The 22,431-nt window shown below is 71.7% G+C and carries 26 protein-coding genes and 1 riboswitch; of the genes, 11 read left to right on the top strand and 15 right to left on the bottom strand.

The window, feature by feature from the left end; all coding sequences use genetic code 11:
* Nucleotides 1–70: 70 nt before the first annotated feature.
* The gene (locus tag ABD250_RS02805; RefSeq protein WP_179523236.1) at nt 71–295 is read left to right on the top strand and encodes a hypothetical protein; all 225 of its coding nucleotides are present in this window, start codon (nt 71–73) and stop codon (nt 293–295) included.
* A 121-nt stretch (nt 296–416) separates the two neighbouring features.
* Here ABD250_RS02805 and ABD250_RS02800 read toward each other — a convergent pair whose 3' ends face one another.
* The 5 genes from ABD250_RS02800 to ABD250_RS02780 are packed head-to-tail and all read right to left on the bottom strand — an operon-like array spanning nt 417 to nt 5,056.
* The gene (locus ABD250_RS02800; protein ID WP_182658081.1) at nt 417–1,361 is read right to left on the bottom strand and encodes a carbohydrate kinase family protein; all 945 of its coding nucleotides are present in this window, start codon (nt 1,359–1,361) and stop codon (nt 417–419) included.
* Nucleotides 1,358–2,047, bottom strand: coding sequence for a class II aldolase/adducin family protein (locus tag ABD250_RS02795; protein WP_179523238.1), 690 nt, complete (start codon nt 2,045–2,047; stop codon nt 1,358–1,360). The genes ABD250_RS02800 and ABD250_RS02795 overlap by 4 nt, the downstream gene beginning before the upstream one ends.
* On the bottom strand, nt 2,044–2,526 hold the full coding sequence (locus ABD250_RS02790) for an SRPBCC family protein (RefSeq protein WP_182645648.1): 483 nt from the start codon (nt 2,524–2,526) through the stop codon (nt 2,044–2,046). Before ABD250_RS02790 ends, ABD250_RS02795 begins: the two co-directional genes overlap by 4 nt.
* The gene (locus tag ABD250_RS02785) at nt 2,523–3,905 is read right to left on the bottom strand and encodes a flavin monoamine oxidase family protein (RefSeq protein WP_344390492.1); all 1,383 of its coding nucleotides are present in this window, start codon (nt 3,903–3,905) and stop codon (nt 2,523–2,525) included. The genes ABD250_RS02790 and ABD250_RS02785 overlap by 4 nt, the downstream gene beginning before the upstream one ends.
* A complete protein-coding gene (locus ABD250_RS02780; protein WP_344390489.1) occupies nt 3,902–5,056 on the bottom strand; it encodes an alpha/beta hydrolase in 1,155 nt (384 codons plus the stop codon). The genes ABD250_RS02785 and ABD250_RS02780 overlap by 4 nt, the downstream gene beginning before the upstream one ends.
* Nucleotides 5,057–5,221: 165 nt before the next feature.
* On the opposite strand from ABD250_RS02780, the gene ABD250_RS02775 reads away from it, so the two are divergent.
* From ABD250_RS02775 to ABD250_RS02765, 3 genes are read left to right on the top strand one after another with little or no spacing between them, the layout of a single operon-like run.
* Nucleotides 5,222–5,590, top strand: a complete 369-nt coding sequence (locus ABD250_RS02775; RefSeq protein WP_241730748.1) for an FAD-binding protein — start codon at nt 5,222–5,224, stop codon at nt 5,588–5,590.
* The gene (locus tag ABD250_RS02770) at nt 5,505–6,863 is read left to right on the top strand and encodes a GMC oxidoreductase (protein WP_425551861.1); all 1,359 of its coding nucleotides are present in this window, start codon (nt 5,505–5,507) and stop codon (nt 6,861–6,863) included. The genes ABD250_RS02775 and ABD250_RS02770 overlap by 86 nt, the downstream gene beginning before the upstream one ends.
* A complete protein-coding gene (locus ABD250_RS02765) occupies nt 6,860–7,357 on the top strand; it encodes a hypothetical protein (RefSeq protein ID WP_344390485.1) in 498 nt (165 codons plus the stop codon). Before ABD250_RS02770 ends, ABD250_RS02765 begins: the two co-directional genes overlap by 4 nt.
* Before the next feature lie 33 nt (nt 7,358–7,390).
* Here the strand turns inward: ABD250_RS02765 and ABD250_RS02760 are convergent, their stop codons facing one another.
* Genes ABD250_RS02760 through ABD250_RS02750 form a run of 3 tightly spaced genes read right to left on the bottom strand, consistent with a single transcriptional unit; the run spans nt 7,391 to nt 8,475 of the window.
* Nucleotides 7,391–7,867: an SRPBCC family protein gene (locus ABD250_RS02760; RefSeq protein WP_179523243.1), complete on the bottom strand. Its 477-nt coding sequence runs from the start codon at nt 7,865–7,867 to the stop codon at nt 7,391–7,393.
* Entirely contained in the window at nt 7,864–8,121 is a 258-nt protein-coding gene (locus ABD250_RS02755) for a hypothetical protein (RefSeq protein ID WP_182611046.1), read from the bottom strand. Before ABD250_RS02755 ends, ABD250_RS02760 begins: the two co-directional genes overlap by 4 nt.
* A 39-nt stretch (nt 8,122–8,160) precedes the next feature.
* The gene (locus ABD250_RS02750; RefSeq protein ID WP_182659423.1) at nt 8,161–8,475 is read right to left on the bottom strand and encodes a DMT family transporter; all 315 of its coding nucleotides are present in this window, start codon (nt 8,473–8,475) and stop codon (nt 8,161–8,163) included.
* Nucleotides 8,476–8,485: 10 nt separating this feature from the next.
* A riboswitch (guanidine-III (ykkC-III) riboswitch) is annotated at nt 8,486–8,553 on the bottom strand.
* A gap of 150 nt (nt 8,554–8,703) precedes the next feature.
* Here ABD250_RS02750 and ABD250_RS02745 point away from each other — a divergent pair.
* Genes ABD250_RS02745 through ABD250_RS02730 form a run of 4 tightly spaced genes read left to right on the top strand, consistent with a single transcriptional unit; the run spans nt 8,704 to nt 11,390 of the window.
* Nucleotides 8,704–9,003: an EthD family reductase gene (locus ABD250_RS02745; RefSeq protein WP_182659422.1), complete on the top strand. Its 300-nt coding sequence runs from the start codon at nt 8,704–8,706 to the stop codon at nt 9,001–9,003.
* A 50-nt stretch (nt 9,004–9,053) separates the two neighbouring features.
* On the top strand, nt 9,054–9,896 hold the full coding sequence (locus tag ABD250_RS02740) for an aspartate dehydrogenase domain-containing protein (protein WP_344390477.1): 843 nt from the start codon (nt 9,054–9,056) through the stop codon (nt 9,894–9,896).
* Between the two features lie 33 nt (nt 9,897–9,929).
* Nucleotides 9,930–10,193, top strand: coding sequence for a hypothetical protein (locus tag ABD250_RS02735; protein ID WP_182610755.1), 264 nt, complete (start codon nt 9,930–9,932; stop codon nt 10,191–10,193).
* Between the two features lie 3 nt (nt 10,194–10,196).
* The gene (locus ABD250_RS02730) at nt 10,197–11,390 is read left to right on the top strand and encodes an FAD-dependent oxidoreductase (RefSeq protein WP_182610754.1); all 1,194 of its coding nucleotides are present in this window, start codon (nt 10,197–10,199) and stop codon (nt 11,388–11,390) included.
* 7 nt (nt 11,391–11,397) lie between these two features.
* On the opposite strand, the gene ABD250_RS02725 is transcribed toward ABD250_RS02730, so the two are convergent.
* The 3 genes from ABD250_RS02725 to ABD250_RS02715 are packed head-to-tail and all read right to left on the bottom strand — an operon-like array spanning nt 11,398 to nt 14,237.
* Nucleotides 11,398–12,141 (bottom strand): TetR/AcrR family transcriptional regulator, encoded by a 744-nt coding sequence (locus tag ABD250_RS02725; protein WP_344390474.1) that lies wholly within the window; start codon nt 12,139–12,141, stop codon nt 11,398–11,400.
* A complete protein-coding gene (locus ABD250_RS02720; protein ID WP_338404215.1) occupies nt 12,125–13,126 on the bottom strand; it encodes an ABC transporter permease in 1,002 nt (333 codons plus the stop codon). Before ABD250_RS02720 ends, ABD250_RS02725 begins: the two co-directional genes overlap by 17 nt.
* Entirely contained in the window at nt 13,119–14,237 is a 1,119-nt protein-coding gene (locus ABD250_RS02715; RefSeq protein ID WP_182659042.1) for an ABC transporter permease subunit, read from the bottom strand. The genes ABD250_RS02720 and ABD250_RS02715 overlap by 8 nt, the downstream gene beginning before the upstream one ends.
* A gap of 167 nt (nt 14,238–14,404) precedes the next feature.
* Here ABD250_RS02715 and ABD250_RS02710 point away from each other — a divergent pair, with 167 nt between their 5' ends.
* Genes ABD250_RS02710 through ABD250_RS02700 form a run of 3 tightly spaced genes read left to right on the top strand, consistent with a single transcriptional unit; the run spans nt 14,405 to nt 18,092 of the window.
* Entirely contained in the window at nt 14,405–15,457 is a 1,053-nt protein-coding gene (locus ABD250_RS02710; RefSeq protein ID WP_338404216.1) for an ABC transporter ATP-binding protein, read from the top strand.
* Entirely contained in the window at nt 15,454–16,491 is a 1,038-nt protein-coding gene (locus ABD250_RS02705) for an ABC transporter ATP-binding protein (RefSeq protein WP_182659043.1), read from the top strand. Before ABD250_RS02710 ends, ABD250_RS02705 begins: the two co-directional genes overlap by 4 nt.
* On the top strand, nt 16,488–18,092 hold the full coding sequence (locus ABD250_RS02700; RefSeq protein ID WP_182616507.1) for an ABC transporter substrate-binding protein: 1,605 nt from the start codon (nt 16,488–16,490) through the stop codon (nt 18,090–18,092). Before ABD250_RS02705 ends, ABD250_RS02700 begins: the two co-directional genes overlap by 4 nt.
* Before the next feature lie 604 nt (nt 18,093–18,696).
* On the opposite strand, the gene ABD250_RS02695 is transcribed toward ABD250_RS02700, so the two are convergent.
* The 4 genes from ABD250_RS02695 to ABD250_RS02680 form a co-directional block, all read right to left on the bottom strand.
* Nucleotides 18,697–20,148 carry an amidase gene (locus ABD250_RS02695; RefSeq protein WP_344390469.1) on the bottom strand — a complete coding sequence of 484 codons (1,452 nt, stop codon included), beginning with the start codon at nt 20,146–20,148 and terminating at the stop codon, nt 18,697–18,699.
* 49 nt (nt 20,149–20,197) lie between these two features.
* On the bottom strand, nt 20,198–21,061 hold the full coding sequence (locus ABD250_RS02690) for an SDR family NAD(P)-dependent oxidoreductase (protein WP_182659047.1): 864 nt from the start codon (nt 21,059–21,061) through the stop codon (nt 20,198–20,200).
* 58 nt (nt 21,062–21,119) lie between these two features.
* Nucleotides 21,120–21,848, bottom strand: a complete 729-nt coding sequence (locus ABD250_RS02685) for a TSUP family transporter (protein WP_182659048.1) — start codon at nt 21,846–21,848, stop codon at nt 21,120–21,122.
* 70 nt (nt 21,849–21,918) lie between these two features.
* The gene (locus tag ABD250_RS02680) at nt 21,919–22,395 is read right to left on the bottom strand and encodes a nuclear transport factor 2 family protein (protein WP_179523255.1); all 477 of its coding nucleotides are present in this window, start codon (nt 22,393–22,395) and stop codon (nt 21,919–21,921) included.
* Between the last annotated feature and the right edge of the window lie 36 nt (nt 22,396–22,431).

The following is a 22,431-nucleotide window of genomic DNA, read 5'->3' as shown; positions in this document are numbered from 1 at the left end:
GGATGCGAGTGGGCGCTCGATCCCCCAGAATGCGGACACGACACACGTCACCCGAACCGAAGGAGTGGGCATGCCCCGTTACCGCGTGATCGACCCCGAGCAGAACGTCATCGATGAGAAGGAGTTCGCCGACGACACCAAGGCCTACGACTGGTTCAAGACGGTCGAGGTCCCCGACGATGCTCTCGGTTACGCCATGGAGGTCGACATGGACGGTAAGTGGACCCGCTTCGAGATCAACGACGGTGGCACCAACACCTCCCCCGCGGCCGACGAGGGCACGGGCGTCGCCTGACCTGACTCAGGGCTGCTCAGGCCACGCAGCCGACCCCGACGGGCCGGCTCCCCACCGCGTCGATGCGGGGGGAGCCGGCCGGTCGTGGTTGTGGCGATCCCCTCGAGGCCGGCCCTCGCGGTCAGCCGGTCGGAGCCGATCGGGCGAACTCGACGACCGAATCGAGGTCGTAGCTTCCGGCGGTGGTCCCGAGCCCCCGGGCCACCTGGGCCGCGACCGCGCAGCCGAGGACGGCGGAGCCCCGCAGGTCGCGACCGAGATGACGCCCCACCAGGAACCCGGCGGAGAACGAGTCCCCGCAGCCGGTGGTGTCGACGACGTCGATCGCGAAGGCGGGTACCGCGATGGTCTCGTCCGGTGTCACGACGAGCGCGCCGTCGGCGCCCGCGGTGAGGGCCACGCACGCGACCCCGCGCTCGATCAGCATGCGCGCGCCCTCGGCCAGCATGTCGGCGCCGGTGAAGCCGCGGACCTGGTCGTCGTTGGGCAACAGGTAGTCCACGTGCGGTAGCGCGTCCGCGATCCACTCGAGCATTCCGGGGTCGCCGTCGGCCAGGATGTCGACCGACGTGGTGATCCCCTTCCCACGGGCACGGGCGAGCAGCTCGCCGGCCGCCGGGCCGCCCAGGAACTCCGGCCCACCCAGGTGCAGATGAGTGAGCCCCTCGAGCGCGTCGTCGTCGATGTCGTCCAGGGTGAACACGCCGTTCGCGCCGATGCAGTGCCACGCCGGCCGGTCCCCGTTGGGGCGCACGGGGATCACCGAGGCGGACGTCTGTGCGTCCGCCTTGGTCACCAGGCGGCCGGTGTCGACCCCCTCCCCGCTCAACAGGGTCATCAGGGTGCGCCCGATCGAGTCGGCGCCGACCGCACCGATGCTGCGGACCCCGGCCCCGAGGCGGCTGAGCACCACCGCGGTGCCCCCCGCGGTCCCGGCCGGGGAGAAGGCGATGGTGTCCACGAGGGCCCCGGCAGAGCCCTCCGGGATGGACTCGATCCCGATCGCGTGGACGTCGAGGACGTGCACTCCGACCGTCGCGATCGTCATGGATGAGATGTCGGTCATTGCGGGCTCTCCTTGGTGGTTCCGTACTCGAGGGTGATCGCCTGGACGACCGCGTCGTGTTGCTGCGCCTCGGTGAGGGGTCGTGGTGTGCCCACCCCACTCGCGCGGACGTGCAGGGCCGCCAGCCACTCCAGCAACAGCGCGTTGTCGAGGGCCTTGTCGAGGGAGGATCCCACCGTCACCGAGCCGTGGTTGGCCATCAGGACCGCCTGCCGGTCGCGCAGGCCGTCCACGACGAGGTCGGCGAGCTCGGGGGTTCCGAAGGTCGCGTAGGGCGCCACCCGGATCTCGCCGCCCAGCAGCAACTGCTGGTAGTGCAGTACGGGCAGCGCGTCCATCCCGGTCACGCAGGAGACGGCGGTGGAGAACGGGGCGTGGGTGTGGACGACGGCCCCCGCCTGAGTACCGGAGTAGATCCCCAGATGCAGCCCGAGCTCGGAGGTCGGCGCGAGTCGGCCGTCCACGTGCTCGCCCGTCGCGCCGACCACGGTGACGTCCTCGGCTCGGCAGTCGGCCAGGACCACGCCGGTGCCGGTCACGGCGATCCGCCCGTCGTCCACCCGGGCCGAGACGTTTCCGGCGGTGCCGATGAGCAGTCCCTCGGCCGCCAGTCGCCTGGCGGTGGCGGCGACGTGCTCGCGGGCCCGCGACGACTGCCCACGGGATCCCGACGACTCCGTCGTCACAGCCCACCGGCCTGATCGATGCCGCGTTCGGCGTGCACGACGCTCTCGAGCGTCGTCATGGACCGGCGGAACTGGCCGGTGAGCGACTTCTCGAGAACCGGCGCGATGAGGCGGCCGAGGGGGCCGAGCCCGACCCGGCAGTCGACCCGGTACGTCATCAGGGTGGCCTCGGCGCCCAGCGGCTCGAAGCGGAAGGTGTTGACCATGTCGTGCAACGGCGCGAACCCGGTCCCGGAGTCGACCCTGAGGGACCGCGGCTCGACCTTCCCCACCGTCCACACGGACCGCGTCGTGAGCGGCCCGATCGTCCGGTTCCGCTCGGAATAGGTCTCGCCCACGGTCGCCGCACCGTGGTGGGCGGTGACCTCCAGGGCCCCGTCGACCCACTCGGCGTACCGGGAGGTGTCGTCGATCACGGCCCAGATGTCCTCGACCGGGGCTGCGAGTCGCTGCTGTACGGAAACGGTCAGACGTGTCACGGATGTCCTCCTGAGTGTGCGATCACGGCGCGGGCGGCGGCCTCCCCGGAGCGGACCGCGCCGTCCATGTAGCCGTTCCAGTAGTCGGAGTGTTCGGCACCGGCCCAGTGCACGCGGCCGAGCGGCCGGTCGCGCCACTGACCGAGCGTGGTCAGGACGCCGGGGCCGAGGACAGCGGTCGGGCCACCCCGGGTCCAGCGTTCCGCGGTCCAGTCCTTCTCGAAGTATCCGACAGGCGCCAGCGCCGCGGGCCCGACCACCCGGGCGAAGCTCTGCAGGACCGCCCCGCCGCGCTCCCGGGCCGGACGGGGCGCCCACTTCCGCCACCCCGCTCCCCCCACGAACCCCATGAGGATCCCGGGTGAGCCGCTCGGCGGGGTGTTGTCGAACATCGAGCACACCGGGGTACCGCCCCCGCGGAAGACGCCCTGGCCGGAGAGTCCGTCCTCCCGCCAGAACGGGCGCTCGTAGATCGCCTCACACTTCATGAGGGTGCCGAAGGCCATCCTGCGGAACAGGGCGTCCTGGTGGGCGGGCAGCGACGGGCTCCACTCGATCTCGGCGGCCAGGTGGGGTGGCGCGGTCACGATCACCTCCTCGCCGTCGAAGGACCCCGCGTCGGTGGTGACGGTGACCCCCGTGGCACGGTGTTCGATCCGCCGGACGGGGGCGCCGAGGGTGACGGAGTCGCCCAATTCCTCGGCCATGCGTTGCGAGATCACCTGCGAACCGCCCACGACCCGGGATTCCTGGGCCCCGCCGGCCACGCCGATCATCCGGTCCAGTGAGCCCGGGTGGATCTCGTCACCCGCGCCCGCGACATACGCCAGGCCGTACAGCGCCGAGGCCTCGGACGCCGCGGCCCCGAACGCCGAGCCGAGGAGGGTGTCGATCAACTCGACCCCGCCGGCGCCGATCGCGCCGCGCCGCAGCCAGGTGGCGAGGCTCTGGGCGTCCAACCGGCCCGCGTCGGGATGCTCCCACGGCGCGGCCACGTCGACCTCGCCACTCGCGCGGGCCAGGCGGGTGGTCGCCAGGGCGATGTCGGGCAGGGCGAGGCGGTCCGGCGGGATGTCCCCGCGGAATCGCCGGCTGCGCGAACCGTGGACGTAGACCGTGTCCCCGACGGTGTGGGCGGGGAACGTCGTCACCCCGAGCTCCGCGGCGAGCCCCAGCACGTGGTCCTGGGTGGGTCCGACGAACTGCCCTCCCGCCTCCACCACCTGCCCGTCGTCGAGCACGTGGTTAAGCGTGCGTCCGCCGACACGGTCCCGGGCCTCGAGCACCCTGACCGTGCGACCCGCCTCGACGAGCCTCCGCGCGGCGGTGAGCCCGGCCAGTCCCGCACCGACCACGACGGTGTCGACCGTGGTGCTCACCGGCGGTCGCCCGGAGCCGGGTCGGTGGCGGCGCCGGTGGCGGAGCCGGTGGCAGTGGCAGTGGCGGCGCCGGTGGCAGTGGCAGTGGCGGGGGAGATCCGGGCGACCAGCCTGGTGTGGAGGACGCCGACCGCCTCGAGCAGCGCGTCCCGGGCGGCGTGTCCCACTCCCGTCGCGTTGATCAGGCCGTGCACGTGGCCGCTGTGCCGTCGGAGGGTCACGTCGACCCCCGCCTCGACCAGTGCGGCCGCGTAGCGTTCGCCCTCGTCACGGAGCACGTCGAAGCCGGCCACCACGACGTAGGCCGGGGGCGCGTGGCCCAGCTCGCCGGCGAGCAGTGGCGAGACGCGCGGGTCCAGGGCCTGTTCGGGATCGGCGAGATAGTGGGATTTGTACCAGTCCATCTGCGCCTCGGTGAGGAAGAACCCTCGTCCGAACAACTCGTACGACTTGTGCTTGGTGGACAGGTCCGTGACCGGGTTGAACAGGACCTGCATGGCCGGTGGGGTCCATCCGGGGGCGCGGTGCAGGGCGACCACCGCGGCCAGGTTCCCGCCCGCGCTCTCGCCCCCGATCGCGATCGCCCGTGGGTCGAGGTCGTACTCCGCCGCGTGCTCGACGACGTGCCCGAACGCCGCGAGGGCGTCGTCCAGGCCGGCGGGGAACGGGTGCTCCGGAGCCAGCCGGTAGTCGATCGAGATGACGGTCAGCGGGGTGTGGGCGGCGAGGAAGCGGGACACCGAGTCTCCCGAGTCGAGGTCGCCCAGGACCCAGCCGCCACCGTGGAGGTACACCAGGGCGGCGCTCGGCCCCTCGATCCCCGCGGGCCGGTACAGGCGAGCCGGGATCGGGCCGTTCGGACCGGGGATGGTGAGGGGACGGACGGTCTCGACGGGGGTCTGGTGACCGAAGACGAAGGCCTCGCCCGCGATCTGGTCCCGTCCCCGGTCCAGCGGCATCCGTTCGAAGGTCTCGGACACCCCGAGGTTCAACAGTCTGGTGCCGACCTGGGCTTCGAGGCCGAGCTGCTGCCCGTCGACCCGGACCGGGGGCCCGGCGATCAGTCGCTGGATCGGGGACGGTGCCGCCCCGATGAGGCGGATGACGCGGCGGAGCACGTGTTCCGCGAGAGGTCTGTGCGTGGGGCTCATCTGGGTATCGATTCTGCGAGGCCGAACTGGAGGTGCGACCACCGTATGCCGAACTTGGACGCGCGTCCAGTATTTCCCGGAAAATCCCGGATCGACCCTCCCGTGCCTGCCCCGGTCCCCGCCGATCGGGCCCGGATCCTGGACACCCGTCCTACACTCGGCGCCATGGATCGAGGCCCACAGCGGCACGCGGACGCCGCCGACGTGATCGTGATCGGCAGCGGGTTCGGTGGCGCGGTCAGCGCCCTCCGGCTGGCCGAGCAGGGGCTCACGGTCCTGGTGCTCGAACAGGGTCGTCGTCATTCCCCCGACGACCTCCTGGCCGCCCGCAGGGACCCGCGCAGGTACCTCTGGATGCCCGGTCTGGGCCTGCGCGGCTTCTTCTGGCAGCGGGTGCTGCGTCATGTCGGCATCATCGGCGGCGCGGGGGTGGGGCGGCGGCAGCATCGTGTGGGCCGGGGTGTTGCTCGAGCCGAAGGACGAGTTCTTCACCGACCCCGCCTGGCCCGCGTCCGCCGCCGGCTGGCGCGATGAGCTCGCCGGGCACTACCGGACCGCCTCGCGCATGCTCGGCCGCGAGACCACCCGCCACGTCGGACAGATGGATCTGCACCTGCAGGCCACCGCCCGCTCGATGGGGGCCGACCGGACGTACGGCCCCACGCCCATGGCCATCTGGTTCGGCGAGGAGGGGGTGACCGTGCCGGACCCGTACTTCGACGGCGAGGGGCCCGACCGCACCGGCTGTCGCCTCTGCGGGGCGTGCCTGATCGGCTGCCCCTACGGGAGCAAGAACGCACTGGACCTCAACTACCTGTGGCTGGCCGAGAAGCGCGGCGCCCGTATCCGACCCGAGACGCGGGTGGAGGCGATCGCGGAACTCCCGGGCGGCGGCTACGAGGTGCGCGCGGCCGGCGGCGAGAGGTTCCGCGCGGGGGAGGTCGTCCTGGCCGCCGGTGTCCTGGGCACGGTCGAACTACTGTTCCGCTCCCGCGAGCAGGGTCTCCTCCCCCGCGTCTCGCCACGGCTCGGCGAGCGCGTGCGCACCAATTCCGAGGCCATCACCGCCGTCCTGGCCGACGACCCCCGCACCGATCTCACCCGCGGCCCCACCATCTCCAGCGAGTTCTACCCCGACGCGGCGACCCACGTGACGCAGAACCGCTACGTCGGGGGATGGCACATGCGCTTCCAGCTGGGCCCACTCGTCGACGGCGAGGACCCGGCCAGGCGGCGGCGGGCGACACTGACCCGGCTCGCGCGAGCGCCGTGGCAGCAGATTCGGCTGATGGCCGCCCGCAACTTCATCGCGCGCCTGAGCGTGTTCACCGTGATGCAGAACGTGGAGAACGAGATCCGGTTGGTCTTCGACCGCTCGCCGGTCCGCCCGTGGCGGCGGGTGCTCAGATCGCGGGTGGTGGGCGGCACCCGGGCCCCGAGCTACCTGCCGCAGGCCAACGAGGTCGCGCGCCGGTTCGCGGAGTCGGTGGGCGGGCGGCCGCTCAACCTGCTTCTGGAGAGCGTGGGCGGCAAGTCGATCACCGCGCACGTCCTCGGTGGCGCGTCGATGGGAGAGTCGGCGGCGGACGGTGTGATCGACACCGATCACCGGGTCTTCGGCCATGCCGGGCTGTACGTGGTGGACGGTTCGGCTGTTCCCGCGAACGTGGGCGTCAACCCGAGCCTGACCATCACCGCGATGGCCGAGCGCTTCGCCGCCCGCCACGCAGCCCGCCGCGCCGCGACCCCGTCCTCGACCTCGACCTCGCCGTCGCCCGGGTCCTCACGGACGATCGGAGCCTCATGACCCAGCCCCCTCCGACCGGACCCGCGCCGGCCTCACCCCTGCCCGACTCACCACTGCCCGCCTCGCTCGGCGCACTGCGCGGGCTGTTCTCGCGGGCGCCCGCCCCGGCGGGGCCGCCCGAACCGGGGGACTACCTCATCAGCTTCATCGGACCGGGGCCGCTCAGGGCGGTCGCGCCCCGGGCCATCGCCCTGGGCGGGATGCCCGGGTGGCGCGGCAAACGCATCGCCGCCGACGGTACCGCGGTCAACCTGCTCGACGACGGCCGCGGAGCTCTGCGCGAGGCCCTGCCGATGCGGGTCACGGTGGAGTCGTCCTGGTCGGACGGCCGGCCGACGATCGTCTGCTCGTACGGCTCGGACGGGCCCGTGCCGTGGCGCTGGGTCCGCGACGAGTTCCGTGCGCTGGACGACCGCCGGCTCCTGGGGTTGACCTTCGTCGGTGGCCCGTGGTCCCGGATCGCCGCGGCTCCGCTGCTCCTCACGCGCGCCTAGACCGCGCCCGGCCCGCGGCGCGCGGCCGGATCGTCAGCGGTTCGACTCGTACCTCGCGGCCAGGCGCGAGAGCGTCTCGGTGATCCCGGCGGCGTTCTTCTCCGCCATCCCGACGCGCTCCATGACCCGCCCGATCTTCGACTCACGGTTGTCGAAGCTCTCGGTGACCTCGGTCCGCCCGTCGGCGGTCGGGGTGAACTCCCAGCGCCAGCGGTGCCCGGCGGGGTGGGCCCACTCGACGACCTTGAGCTCCGGGGTGTCGACATGCTCGGTCACCGTGGAGGTGATGCGGTACGGGACGCCGTACATCCGCATCCTCGTGGTGAACTTCGCACCCTCGGACAGGGCGGACGGGCCCTTGACGTTGTCGCGGACCGTCCCCGATCCGTCGACGAGGCCGTGCTTCGCGGGGTCGTTGACCAGCGCGAACAACTCGTCGGCGGGGGCGTTGACGGTGACGCGCCGGGCGACGACGCGCGGTCCGCGGTCGACTGTGGTGATGGAGGTCATGGGTGGACCGGTCCTCTCGGGAGACGTCGATGACGGTGCAGACCACGAGGGGTCTCGGGTCGGTGGGCCTGCCTCCGGACCACCGTACGCCCGAGTTCCGCCACGTTCCCGGCGACCGCACCGAGGCCGGCGCCGATGACCAGGCCCGGGGCCAGGCCGGTCGGGCCGGCGACCGCGAGCCCGATGATCAGGCCGGCCCCGGCCCCGTAGACGAGTCCCAGGCCGACCAGTGGTCCGGCCGCACGCGATCTCATCACCTCACCGTAGACCCCGGCGCCGCGCTGACGAGGCGGTCACGCAGCGGTCTTGAGTCCGACCACCCCGCCGATGATCACCAGGAGGAAGACCACCTTGGCCGGCGAGACCGGTTCCGCGCCGGTGGCCATGGCGTACAGCACGGTCAGGGAGGCGCCGATGCCGACCCACACGGCGTAGGCGGTTCCCACCGGGAGGCCTCTCATCGCGTAGGCCAACCCGGCCATGCTCACGACCAGTGCGACCCCGAACACCACGGACGGGATGAGCCGGGTGAAGCCCTCGGATCTGCCCAACGCGGTGGCCCACACCGCCTCGAGGATCCCGGACAGAACGAGTACGAACCACGCCATGACAGCCTCCGGCGGGCCGTCTTGTCGCGCTCCGGGTACGGCGCCCCTCGTCCGGGAGACCCGTCCACGGGACTCTGGGGACCATGCTGGCACATCGGGAGCCGGTCCGACCGACCCGGACTCCGACCACAACCGGCGAATCCGTCTCCCCACCCGACCGACTGCGGCATCATCCCCGGTGCGCGACCCTCCGGACGACCGGATGGAGCGCCCCTCGAAAGGACCCCCTTGATCACCCTCACCGTCCTCTACGGAACCCCCGACGACGTCGAGAAGTTCGACGAGTACTACGACGGGACCCACATCCCCCTCGCCCGCGCGGTTCCGGGCCTCGACGACGCCAAGGTCACACGCTTCCTGCCCGGCCCGGACGGCTCCGCACCCGAGTTCCACCTGATGGTTCAGTTGTTCTTCGCGGACGCCGAGGCGATGGGAGCCGCGCTTGCGACGGACGAGGGCCGGGCACTGGTGGCGGACGGGGCGAACCTCGGGATCACCCCGACGATGCTCGTGGGCTCCACCGGGTAACCGCCGGGAACGCGCGGCCGCGGAGGGGCCGTGGGTACGGTGAGGCCACCATGACCCCTCACCACTCCCCCTCTGCGCGGCCGGACCGGGCATCCGTCCCCCCGTTGGCGGTGGCCGTGATCGGCGCCGGCGCGATCGGGACCGCGGTAGCGGAGGCACTGGAGAACGGCGACGTCCCCGGAGCGCGTCTGGTGGCGGTGCTCCGCTCGGGCAGCACGCGCGACGAGGTCGACGCGGCCGTCGATGCCGCCGACGTCCTGGTCGAGGCCGCCGGGGTCGAGGCCGCGGAGGAGTTCATCCCGCGCGTCACGGGCGCCGGCAAGGACGTGATCGTGTGCTCGTGCGGGGTGTTCGCGCGGCACGAGTACCCGCAGGACCTGATCGGGGACGGCCCGGGCCGCGTCCTCGTTCCCGCCGGGGCGGTGGGCGGACTGGACGTCCTCGCGGCGGCGGCCCGGGCGGGCACCGATGAGGCCGCGCTTCGCCACGTCACCATCAAGAGCCCGGCCGCGCTGGGCATCCGGCAGACCCTCGACACGCCCCTCGAGGTCTTCCGCGGGTCCGCGCGGGAGGCGGCGCTGGAGTTCCCCCGCACCTCCAACGCCTCCGTGGCGCTCGCGCTCGCGACGCTCGGCCTGGACCGCGTGGAGGCGATCGTGGTGGCCGACCCCGGGGTGCAGCGCACCCGACACGTGGTGGAGTGGGAGTCCCCGGTGGGCCGCTACGACATGCGTTTCGAGAACGCGGTGGACCCGGACTCCGGTGGCCGCACCTCGGCGATCACGGCGTGGTCGGTGGCCGGGGTCCTCACCTCGATCAGGGCCGGGGCCGGGCCCGGCGTGGTGGTCGTGGCTGCGGCCCGACCGGTGGAGGGTGCGCGGGTGACGCCATAGCGTGGAGGGACCAGCCGCCACGAAAGGTGTCCCATGACCCACGCACGGCCCTCCGACCCCGATCCGAGTCAGAGCCCCGATCTCGACAGCGGCGGTTCACCCGACGGACCGCAGACACCGGACTCCGATTCCACGTCGATGCAGTCGGACAGCGCCACGGAGAAGCAGAGCCCGACGCAACAGCAGAGCCCCACCCCGTCCCCGTCCAAGAAGGGGGCGTACATCCCGATCGTCGTCATCGTCGTCGTCGTCCTCCTCCTGGTCATCGGGCTCGTGGGCTACGCAGTGACGGTCTGACCCGTGTCCGCCGCGTTCGACACCGTGATCATCGGAGGGGGCAACGCCGGGATCTCCCTGGCGGCCCGCCTGCGCCGGGACGGTCGGCAGAACATCGCTCTGGTCGACCCGAGTCCCGTGCACCGGTACCGGCCGATGCTCAACTACGCCGCCACCGGCCTGGCACCGATGAGGCGGTACGAACGCGCGATGACGGACGTCGTCCCCGCCGGCGTCCACCTGCTCCCCCACCTGGCCGGACGGGTCGACACGGACGCCCACACCGTCACCCTCGGTCCGCGCGAGGAGGGTCCCACGATCACCTACGAGGACCTGGTCGTGTGCCCCGGCCTGACCCCGCGGTGGGACGCGATCCCCGGGCTGGACAAGGCCTACGTCGCCGGATGGGCGGCCTCGGCCCACGTGCCCGAGTACGCGGGTCGCGCGTGCGCCGCGCTGGTCCGCCTGCGCGAGGGGACCGTGGTGTTCTCGGTGCCACCCGAACCCGCCTCCTGCGGCGGGACCGTGCTCAAGGCCATGTTCCTGGCGTGCGACCGCTGGCGGCGCGAGAAGGTGCTCGATCGTATCGACGTGCACCTGGTGACCCCGTTCCGCGGACTCCTCGGACTCGAACCGTGCGACTCGCGGGTGCAGCCGTACCTCCGGGAGTACGGCATCACCGTCCACGAGGGATCCGAGGTCGCCGCCGTGGATCACCACGCCCGCACCGTCACACTCGACGGCCCGGTCCCCACCACGATCGAGGACGTCGACCTGGCCTACGTCACCCCTCTGAGCCGCGCGCCGAAGTTCATCGCCGACGCCGGGTTGTCCGACGGCGGTGTCGCCGGGCTGGTCGAGGTGGACCCCCGGACCCTGCGCCACGCGCGCCTCGACTCGGTCTGGGGCCTGGGCGACGCCGCGACCGTCGACACCCGTCCGTCCGGAGGGGCGCTGAGACCGCAGGTGGCGGTGGTCGCCGACAACCTGCGCGCGGCCCGGGACGGCGGACCCGGCACGCGGTACGACGGCTACACGATCATCCCGATCGCCGTGAGCCGCGACCGGCTGATGCTGGTCGAGCACGACCGGGACGGTCGGCCCGCACCGTCGGTGCGGGGGATCGACCTGACCGTGCCCAGACGCTCGACCTACGCGTTCGACCGGTATCTGCAGCCGGTGGTCTACTTCCGGAAGCTGCTCCGCGGGCGGGTCTGAAGGCGGGTCAGTCCCGCGACACGGTCCCGGCCCCGGACCCGGACCCGGCCCCGGACCCCGCCCCGGCACACAGTGCGGCCTCGATCATGTCGTAGAGGTGCGCCACGACGTCCTCGAACCGCGCGTTGACCACGGTGTTCCGGGCGTCCCGGCGGTCCTCGTAGACCGCCAGCGCCCCGGTGAACATCTGGGTGGCCAGGTCGATGCGTTCGAACGCCACCCGCCGCGGCAGGGGGGAGAGCACGTCGATCAGCCGCACCACCACGTCGTCGGTCGCCGTCCGCAGATCCGCCTCCGGGATGCCCGGCGCCATGACCGGCCCGACCCGCTGCAGGAACCGCGCGTAGTGCGTGGCCTCGGGGTGGGCGCGCAGGAGCTCGACGATCGGTTCGAACAGCACCCCGACGAGGGTGTGCAGGTCGTAGCCCAGACCCTGCTCGTCGGCCGCGGCCAGCCGCGTCTTCCGGGCGGAGTCCAGGGAGATGATCCGGCGTCGCAACACCTGCAGGATCAACCCGTCGCGGCTGCCGAAGTGGTACTGGACGGCCGAGTTGTTGCGTTGACCGGCCGCCGTCGCGACGTCGCGCATCGAGACGTCGTCCAGCCCCCGCTCGCTGATCATCTTCTCGGCGACCTCGATCATCGCCGTCTTGGCGTCCTTGGCGTCGCGGGAATCGCCGGCCTCCTCGGGCATCTCGGCCACGTCGGCTGCGCTCCCCTCGGCTGAGGTCTCATCAGATCTTCGCTGCACCGGGACTCCACTTCCGACCTGCCGCCTCGCCCAGCTGATTGAAACTGAGCACCGTCAGGAATAGTACGACCGCCGGGACGCCGACGAGATACGGGTATCGCTGGAAATCGGCCTGACCGGCACTGATCATGTTGCCCCATGTCGGTTCCGGCCGGGGAATGCTCAGCCCCAGGTAGCTCAGCGACGCCTCGGCCACGATCAACACGGCGACGAGCATGAAGCTGTACGAGAAGACCGGTTGGACGATGTTCGGGGTGACCTCCCGCAGCATGATCCGCAGTTCACCCGCCCCGAGCGACCTCGCCGCGGTGACGAACTCCCGGCCGGCGAAGCTCATCGCGTTGGCCCGGACGAGCCGGGCGTAGGCCGGGACAACCATGATCCCGAGGGCGAGGGTGATGTTGGGCAGTGTCGGGTCGAGCACGGTGACGATCGCGATGAGCAGGATGAGCGACGGGAACGCCAGCAGGGTGTCGGTGATGATGGAGACGATGCGATCGGTCCACCCACCCCGGTAGCCGGCCACCAGCCCGAGCGCGCCACCGACGAGGGCCCCGACCAGGACTCCGCCGATACCCACGACGAGGGAGACCCGGGCGCCGTAGAGCAGGCCTCCCAGGATGTCCAGGCCCTGTCCGTCCGTCCCGAGGGGATGGTCGGACAGCAGGTCGGGGGCGAGGGTCGACGGCGTCATCAGCGCGAGGGACGGGTCGCGCGCCTCGGCCAGCGGCAGGAAGTCCACGAACAGTGCGCCCAGGACGATGAGGACGGTCCAGGCCAGGGCGAGCGCGGTGCCGAGTCCGGACAACCGGGGCATCCTCGGACGGCGGCGTGCCGGGGTGGCGGCGGCCACGGTGGGATCGGCGACGACGGCGGGGCCCGCGACGGGCCCGGAGGCAGCGGGGGTGGAGGCAGCCCGGGTGGGATCGGGGCGGGTGGAATCGGGGCGGGTGGAATCGGGGCGGGTCGGGTCGGTGTCAGCCACGGCGGATCCTCGGGTCGATGAGTGCGTACGTGACGTCGACGGTCATGTTGACCAGGACGTAGAACACGGCGATCACGATCACCCCGCCGAGTACGACCGGCAGGTTGTCGTTCTGGACGGCGTCGACGATCATGCTGCCCATGCCGGGGAGGTTGAACAGGCGCTCGACCACCACCGTCCCGCCGATGAGCCGGCCCAGGCTGATCCCGGCCAAGGTGATGATGGAGACCGTGGACGGTCGCAGTGCCTCCGAGACCAGGACGTGCCGGGTGGGCATGCCCTTGGCGCGCGCCGAGAGGACGAAGTCCTGCTGGAGGGTGGAGATCATGTCGGTCCGCAGGACTCGGGTGAAGATCGCGACCTCCATCAGGGCGAGGGTGATGGCCGGCAGGGCGATGCTCCGCAGGTTCTCCCCCAGTCCGTCGGCCAGCGGCACGTAGCCCTGACGCGGGAACTCGGGGAGGAACAGGGCCACCAGCGCCAGCACCGCACCCACGGCGACGCCGCCGATCAGGGCCCGACCCCACATCACCCCGGGTGATCCGCGCCCGCCGCGCCGACCGAGCGGGGACAGCGCCACCGCGAGGCCGATCACCACCGCCGCACCGAGGATCAACTGCTGCGCCAGCGAGTGGTTGAAGACCAACAGGTAGATCAGCAGGAGGCCGGCCACGAAGCTGGGCACCGAGATGAACGCGAACGCGACGATCGAGGCGACCTGGTCAAAGACCCCACCGCGGCGGTAGGCCGACCACACGGCGACCGGCACCGCTATCGCGAGGGACAAGATGATCGACAGGAACGCGAGTTGCATGGTGACCGGCAGGGCGTTGCCGATCATCTCCCCCACGGCCTGGTTGGGCGGGATGAGCGAGTTGCCGAGGTCGCCGGAGGCCAGCCCCCCGACCCAGTCGGCGAACCGGGTCCACACGGGATCGTCCAGTCCCAGTTCCTCCCTCGCCAACTGATATTGCTCCGCGGTGGCCCCCGGGCCGACGGCCGAGGCCGCGGAGTCGCCCGGGACCGCCTCCATGAGGAAGAACGCGCCGGTCGCGGCGAGTACGACGACGACGATCGCGTGCAGAGCGCGTTCGCCAATGAACCTGAGCACGTAGTGACCCTTCGATTGAGACACCGCCTAAGGCGGTTTCTTACTCGTCTTGACGTAGCCACCATATGCCGTGATACTCGTCACAGCAAGACGGATTAAGTAGATGACTTAGACCGGACCATCACCCCGAGGAGGCCGTCATCGCCGCCGCACCACCCCGCAGACCCGTGTCGTCGAACGACCGGGACGACCTGCTGCTCGAGGTCCGGGATCTCCGCACCCACATCGACACCCCCTCCGGGCGCATCACGCCCGTCGACGGGGTCGACATCTCCCTGCGCCGCGGCGAGACGATCGGCATCGTCGGCGAGTCCGGCTCCGGCAAATCGATGCTCGTCCGCTCGATCATGGGCATCGCCCCCACCACCGCCCGGGTGGATCCCGCCTCGACGGTCCGTTTCGACGGCCGCGACGTCCTGGCCCTGTCCCAGCGCGAGGCGCAGAAGTTCTGGGGCCGCGAGATCGCGATGGTCTTCCAGGACCCGCTCACCTCGCTCAACCCCATCCGGACCATCGGCCGGCAGATTATCGACCCGCTGCGGCACCATCTGGGGCTCGGTCGCCGGGAGGCGGCCGACCGCGCGGTCGAACTCCTCGAGCGGGTCCGGATCCCCTCACCCCGGGCCCGCCTCACCGAGTACCCCCACCAGCTCTCCGGCGGCATGCGCCAGCGTGTGGGGATCGCCATCGCCCTGTCCTGTTCGCCCAAGCTGCTCATTGCCGACGAGCCCACCACCGCGCTCGACGTGACGGTGCAGCACGAGATCCTGGACCTCCTCCACGGGCTGCAGGCCGACGGGGACATGGCGATGATCCTGGTCTCCCACGACCTCGCCGTGGTCTCGCAGCACACCGACCGGATCGGGGTCATGTACGCCGGTCGGTTCCTCGAGGTGGGCGACACCCGGGCGCTGCTCGACGAACCCGCGCACCCCTACACCGGCGCACTGCTGGACTCGATCCCGCGGCCGGACCTGCCTCCGCACACCCGGCTCACCGTGATCGAGGGGCGCCCGCCGAACCTGCGGGAGATGCCGCCGGGATGCCGGTTCGCCCCGAGATGCCCCCGGGTGGCGGACGACTGCCTCGTCGTCGACCCCCCTCTCGAGGACCTCGCCACGGCCTCCGCCTCCCACCCCACGGCGACCACCGTCCACCGCGTCGGATGTCTCCACCCCACCGTCCCCGTCCACCACCGCACCAGCAGCGAGGCCTCATGACCGGCTCCAGTCAGCACGTCGCCGACGCGCCCACCCCGCCGGACGCGGGACGGCCCGGGGACGCCAAGCTCGTCGTCGATCACGTGACCGTCGAGTACCACACCCGCAAGGGGACGGTCCACGCCGTCTCGGACGTCTCCCTCGAGGTCCCCCAGGGCAGGACGCTGGCTCTGGTCGGCGAGTCCGGCTGCGGCAAGTCCAGCCTCGGCCGGGCGCTGCTCCAGCTCCCCCGTCCCACCTCCGGGCGGGTGATGGTCGACGAGACCGACCTGTGCTCGCTCTCCGGGGCCTCCCTCACCCGGGCCCGGAAGCTGATCCAGATGGTGTTCCAGGACCCCGTCTCGTCGCTCAATCCCCGCCGCAGGGTCCGGGACATCGTGGCGGAGGGCCTGGAGATCCAGGGCGTCGACGGCGGCCGGGAGGAGATCCGGCGCCGGGTCGACGCGGCCCTCGAGGCGGTGGGCCTGGACCCCGACCACGCCGGTGGCCGGCGCCCGTCCGAGTTCTCGGGCGGCCAGTGCCAACGCATCGCGCTGGCCCGGGCACTGGTGCTCGAGCCCGAGGTGCTGGTGTGCGACGAGCCGGTCTCCGCGCTCGACGTCTCCGTGCAGGCGCAGATCCTCAATCTGCTCGAGGAGATGAAGGAGCGCTACCGGCTGACGATGGTCTTCATCTCCCACGACCTGTCGGTGGTGCACAACATCGCCGACCAGGTGGCCGTGATGTACCTCGGCACGGTGTGCGAGGTCGCCGACACCTCCTCCCTCTACCGCGCGCCCGCCCACCCGTACACGATGCTGCTCATCTCGTCGGCCCCCACACTCGGCGGCACCCTCGCGGACACGCTCGGCGAGTCGCCGATCACCGCCACGAGTTCGGAGCTGCCCTCCCCGCTCGACCCCCCGTCCGGTTGCCGCTTCCGTACCCGGTGCCCCCGGGCCACCGAGATCTGCGCAGCCGAACGCCCACAGCTGACCGTCCTCGCACCCGGCCACCAGGTCGCGTGCCACCACCCTCTCGAGGAGAACCGATGAAGCGCACCACCAGCGCACTGGCCGTACTAGCGGCGGCCACCCTGACCCTGACCGCATGTGGCGGGGGCGGGGACGACTCGACCGCCGCGGCCGGCGGCGAGGGCCTCGCGCCGGACCAGTCCGAGCGCTGCACCGAGGACCGCGCCGGCGGCACGATCACCGTGGGCGAGTTCTCCATGCTCCCCAGCTTCGCGCCCGGCCAGGGCCAGTACGGCGTCCGCGGCGGCGCCCAGTCGGCGGCCGTCTACGACCGACTCATGGTGTGGAACCCGGAGGCCGAGGAGTTCGAGCCCAAGCTGGCCGAGTCGCTGGAGTCCAACGACGACAACACCGTGTGGACCCTCACCCTCCGCGACGGAGTGACCTTCTCCAACGGCGACCCGCTCACCGCGGAGGACGTCGCGTTCACGGTGGGCCTGCACAAGGACCCCGCCACCCGGTCGGTCGCGATGACCGAGGCCATGGAGATCACCGAGGCTCGGGTGGTGGACCCGCTCACCGTCGAGTTCACGCTCGCCGACCCGTGGGCCGGGTTCCCCATCACGCTCGCCGGGACCGTCGGGGAGGTCATCCCCCGGGACGCCTACGAGGCCGCCGACCCGCAGGAGTGGGCCAGCAACCCGATCGGCGCCGGAGCGTTCACCGTCGCCGACTTCACGCCGGACCAGGAGACCGTGCTCGAGCCCAACCCCGACTACTACGGCGGTCCCGTCTGCCCGACCCTGAAGTTCATCCGCATCCCCGGATCCCAGGGCACCTACGACGCGTTCCAGACGGGTGAGGTCCAGGTCGGGTTCCTGCGCGGCGCCAAGTTCGTGAACATGGCCCAGGACGACGAGGTCCGCGGCTTCGAGGAGATCATCAGCTCCGGCTCGGTGATCAACATGAACTCCGGCAAGGCCGGATACGACGGCGTCCTGACCGACGTCCGCGCCCGCCAGGCCGTCGCCGCCGCGCTGGACCGCGACCTGTGGAACCAGCGCCTCTACAACGGTGAGGGCCAGGCCACCTCGGCACTCGTCGCCGACTCCTCCCGGCTCTACGACGGCCAGGAAGGGCCTGCGTACGACGTGGAGGCGGCCCGGGCCCTGGTGGAGGAGGTCAAGGCCGACACCCCGGACTGGGACGGCACCCTGCGCATGCTCATCGGCGACGGTCCCGAGAACATCGAGGCCGGAGTCGTGGCCAAGGCGCTGCTGGACGCGGCCGGGTTCACGGTCGTGATCGACAACGCGCCGGTCTCCCAGGTCACGGCACGCCAGTTCACCGGGGACTTCGAGATCGTGATCGGCGGACTGGCCACCTCGGACGCCGATCCTGCGGCCGCCTTCGCCAGCGGCATGCTCCCGACCGGGGCGACCAACATCACCGGGATCGACGACCCGGAGCTCACCGCCGCCATCAACGACCTCAAGGCCGCCGCCGACCTCGACGCCCAGAAGGAGGCGCTCACCCGCCTGCAGGAGGTCTTCAACGAGGTGCAGCCGTTCACCGTGATGGCCAACGCCGAGCAGTACGTCACGGTCTCCGACACAGTCGGTGGACTCACCCCGACCCTGTCCTCGACGGTCCTCTACGACGGGGCGTTCGTGACCGAGTGACTCTGCTCAGGAGTGACGGTGCTCCATGAGTGACGCTGCTCCAAGAGTGACGCTGCTCAGGAGTGATCCCCACCGGTCCTGACCGACCGGCTGCACTCCGACCCCCACGCACACGGGCCCCGGGCTCCCGCCACACGGCGAGGCCGCCCGGGGCCCTGTGGCGTCCCGGTCGAGTCGAGGAACAGTGGCGCGGCTCCTGCCCAGCTCGTGCCCGGCTCGTGCCTGGCTCCCTCCCAGCTCGTGCCCGGCTCGTGCCCGGCCACAGCCGCACGCGAACCTGGCGTCCCGCGTGTACCGATGCGCAGGCGAGACGCCATGTTCAGAAGCGGCTGCAGTCAGCGTGTACGGGCGCGCGAGCGAGACGCCAGGCGCGGGAGCGGATGAGCGAGGCGCAGAGAGCACGGGCCACGGCCCAGCCGCCGCAGCGGACCGGGCGGCGCAGGAGACAGGCGGGTCAGGAGCCTCGCAGGTCAAGAGCAGGGCGGCGCAGGAGACAGGCAGGTCAAGAGCCAGGCAGGTCAGGAGCCGCACGGGTCAAGAGCCTCGCGGGTCAAGAGCCGCGCGGGTCACCGCCATCCGAGCCCGGACGATCAACGCCCGCGCGTCACCATCCCTCGTACCCCGGCGCCACGGTCGCCCACGGCGCGGCCGCCTCGAGCTGCCCCGACAGCCGCAGCAGCACATCCTCGCGGGCGTAGTCGGCGACCAGCTGCACGCCCACGGGCAGGCCCCGGTCATCCGCGGCCAGCGGGAGGGAGATGGCCGGCTGCCCGGAGAGGTTGAACATGCTCGTGCACACGGAGAACGCCGAGGACCGCGTCCACATCGCCTCCGGGTCGGTCGGGTCGAGGTAGCCCAGCTCAGGGGTGGTGGAGGGCAACGTCGGCAGCATCAGCACGTCCACGCCGTCGGGTCCGAACAGTTCGGCCACGCGCCAGCCGGTCCGCGTGGCGGTCTGCAGGGCCCGGGCGACGTCGGGCGCGGAGTGGGTCATGGCGTTGTCCAGGATCACCCGGGTCCAGGGCTCGATGTCGTCGTCGTCGAGGTCTCTTCCCAACGCGGCGAGGCGCGCATCGATGGTGGCCCGCAGTTGGGCGCCCATGATGGCGCCGACCGCCGACATCCCCTCCAGCACGTCGACGTCCAGCTCCACCTCATGAACGTCGTGGCCGAGCCCGGCGAGCAGAGCGGCGGTGTGGTCGACGGCGGCGGTGCACGCGGCGTCGGTGGGGAACGGTCCCGGCGCGACGCGCAGCATGCCGACGCAAAGACGGCCGGGGTCGGCGCCGACCTCGTCGAGGAACGGGCGCGACGGCGTGGGCGCACCGTAGGAGTCGCCGGGGCGGTGGCCGGCCACCACGTCGAGTAGCGCTGCGCTGTCACGGACAGTGGTGGTCAGCGCGTGGTGATAGGACAACGGCGAGGAGAGCGCGTCGGGGTGCGGCCACGTCGGAACGCGCCCGCGGCTGGGCTTGAGGCCCACCAGTCCGCACATCGCGGCGGGGATGCGGATGGAGCCGCCGCCGTCGGTGCCGTGAGCGACCGGCACCATTCCCGAGGCGACCGCCGCCGCCGATCCGCCACTCGACCCGCCCGTCGAGTACGCCGTGTTCCACGGGTTGTGGCACGGGCCGTGCAGCAGCGATTCGGTGGTGGTGGACTTGCCCATCTCGGGCACGTTGGTCGTACCGAGCACCACCATCCCGGCGGCCTTGTAGCGCTGCACGACGGTGCTGTCCACGGTCGCCACGACGTCGGCGAGCAGTCGGGAGCCGTCGGCGGCGGGCAGCCCGGCGACGTCGGTGCCGAGCGCCTTGATGACGATCGGCACCCCGCGCAGTGGGCCGTCGGGCAGGCCGGCCTCCACCTCGGCACGCGCGGCGTCGATGCGCGTGGAGACCATGGCGCCCAGCCCGGGGTCGAGCCGCTCAATGCGGGCAATGGCCTCCTCCAGTACCTCGGCGGCGGTGGTGGCGCCGGCGCGGATGTCGGCGGCCAGGGCCAGCGCGTCGCGGCTGGTCGGGGCGGTGTTCGTGGGACCAGTGGTCGGGGTCATGGCGGAGGCTTTCCGGGGAGAGGGGTTGTACGGGGCGACGACGACGGGGTCAGCCCCAGCGGGACTGGCCGCCGTCGAGGGGGATGGTGGCACCGCTGAGGTACGAGGCCTCGGCCGAGCACAGCCAGGCCACCGGGCGACCGATGTCGGGGAGGGGGTCGCCCACGCGGCCGGCGGGGATGCTCGACACGAACTCCTCGGCCTCCTCGGGGTTGTTCTCCATCCACCAGTCCAGCCCGGGGCTGTGAGCGTGCGGCGCCACGTTGAGGGCGCGGGTTCCCTCGGCCGCCCACTCGTAGGCGGCGGCGCGGGTCAGGGCGCGGATGGCCTCCTTGACCGCGGAGTAGATGCCGTAGTTGGCGGCGTCCCACCGGACGGCGGCGGCGGTCACGAGGTTGATGATCGTTCCCCCTCCGCGCTTGGCCATCTCGGGCCGCGCCAGCTTCATCAGGGTGAAGGTCACGCGGGGGCCGCCCTCGAAGGCCTTGCGGAACTCGTCGTCCGGGTAGTCGGACAGCGGCAGCGGCATGGCCATGTTGGCGTTGTTGACCAGGATGTCGACACCGCCGAGCTTCTCCACGGCGGTCGCGATGATCGCCTCGGGGGCGCCGTCGGTGATGATGTCCACGGCCAGGCACTCGGCCGTCCCACCGTTCGCACGGATGATCTCGGCGACCCGCTCGAGTTTGCGCATCCGGCGGCCGACCAGCAACAACGCGGCACCGGACTCGGCGAGGCCGAGCGCGATGCCCTCCCCGACCCCCTGCCCGCCGCCGGTGACGATGGCGACCTTGCCGGCCAGACGGTTCTCCCGTGCGGTGCCGGCGTTCTCGGTGTGCTGCGCGGTCGTGTCGGTCTGCGTGGACGTGTCAGTCTCTGCGGTCGTGTCGGTCTGCGCGGTGCTGTCGGTCATGGGGTCCTCCGGGGTCGGTACGGGAATCTGTGGGAGTGGGAACGGGGCGTCACGGCGATCACGCGGTGGCGAAGGTGACGAGGCCGGCGATCACCACGAGGGAGATCACGGCGGAGCGGAACACGTGGGTGGGCAGGCGCATGGCGATGCCGATTCCGAGCTGGTTGGCCAGGACCCCGACGACGGTGCAGGCCACCACCACGGGCAGCAGGGCGGGCAGGTCGATCTCGGTGCCCGACCACAACAGTGCGAGGGAGACCAGGCTGGTGATGACGAAGTACCCGGCGAGGTCGGCGATGAAGCCCAGCGGCGGCAGCCTGGCCCGGCTGAGCAGCAGGACGACAGGCGGTCCGTTGAGCGAGGTGGTGGTGGAGAAGTACCCGCTGATCACCCCGGTGACCGCGGTCGCGATCGCCGAGGGCGGCCGGGGTGTTTTTGCCGCGGGCAGCGCCATGGCGACCCCGCACAGGACCGTGATCGCGCCTGCCGCCGGCTTGAGGTGCTCCTCCGGCAGGAACGCGATGGTCTGAACGCCCAACCAGGCGCCCGGCACACTCGCCAGTCCCAGCACCGCGACGCGCGGCCAGGTGATGTGAGCGCGCAACTGCACGGTGACGCCCACCCTGGTGACCAGGGCCACGACCAGGTTCACCACCACCGTCTCGGCCAGTCCGATGCCCGCCATCAGCATCAACGGGGTGGCCAACAGGGACGTGCCGAACCCGGTGGCGCCGCCGATGACCGAGGCCGCCGCCACGCACAGCGCGGCGATGACGATCAGCTCCACGCGTCACCGTCACGGTCACAGTCGTCGTCACCGACTCGCCGGGCAGAGCTCGCACCGTCCGCCCGCGCCCTCACTGCCCGCCGGTGGGGGCGAGGTGGTTGTCCGTGAGCTGGAAACTCGGGATGTCCTTGAGGTTGAGCATCGCCTCGTAGGTGCGCTTGTAGCCGGTGCTCGTGATGACCCAGCGACCGTCCTGGCGCGCGTAGGTGTCGGAGTAGAAGGCGCTTCCGATGATCATCGTGTCGAAGGCGGGCACGATCACCCGGTCCTGCAGGTACCAGCGGCCGGTCGCGGTGTCGCCGTCCACCTCGATCTCCGGGTGGTGGGCCTGGTGCTCGGTGATGACGTCGTCGGTCATCTGCTCCCGCAACCCGGCCACCACCTCGTCGCGGCCGGTGTAGGACAGGCGCTTGCCGTAGGAGGCCGAGACCTCGGGGGCGAGTGTCCCGGCGAGCTCGTCCCACAGTCGCAGATCCACACAACGCAGGTAGCGGTACTTCAGGGACTTGATCGCGTCGATGTCGTCGCGGCGGTCAGTGGTGGTCATCGTCGGCCTTTCGCACGAGGGGCGGGGCGCGTCAAT

The organism is Dietzia cercidiphylli (genome assembly GCF_039531545.1).
Classification (GTDB): domain Bacteria; phylum Actinomycetota; class Actinomycetes; order Mycobacteriales; family Mycobacteriaceae; genus Dietzia; species Dietzia natronolimnaea.
Note: the sequence above shows the minus strand (reverse complement) of the source record. Positions and strands in the feature narration are given on the sequence as shown.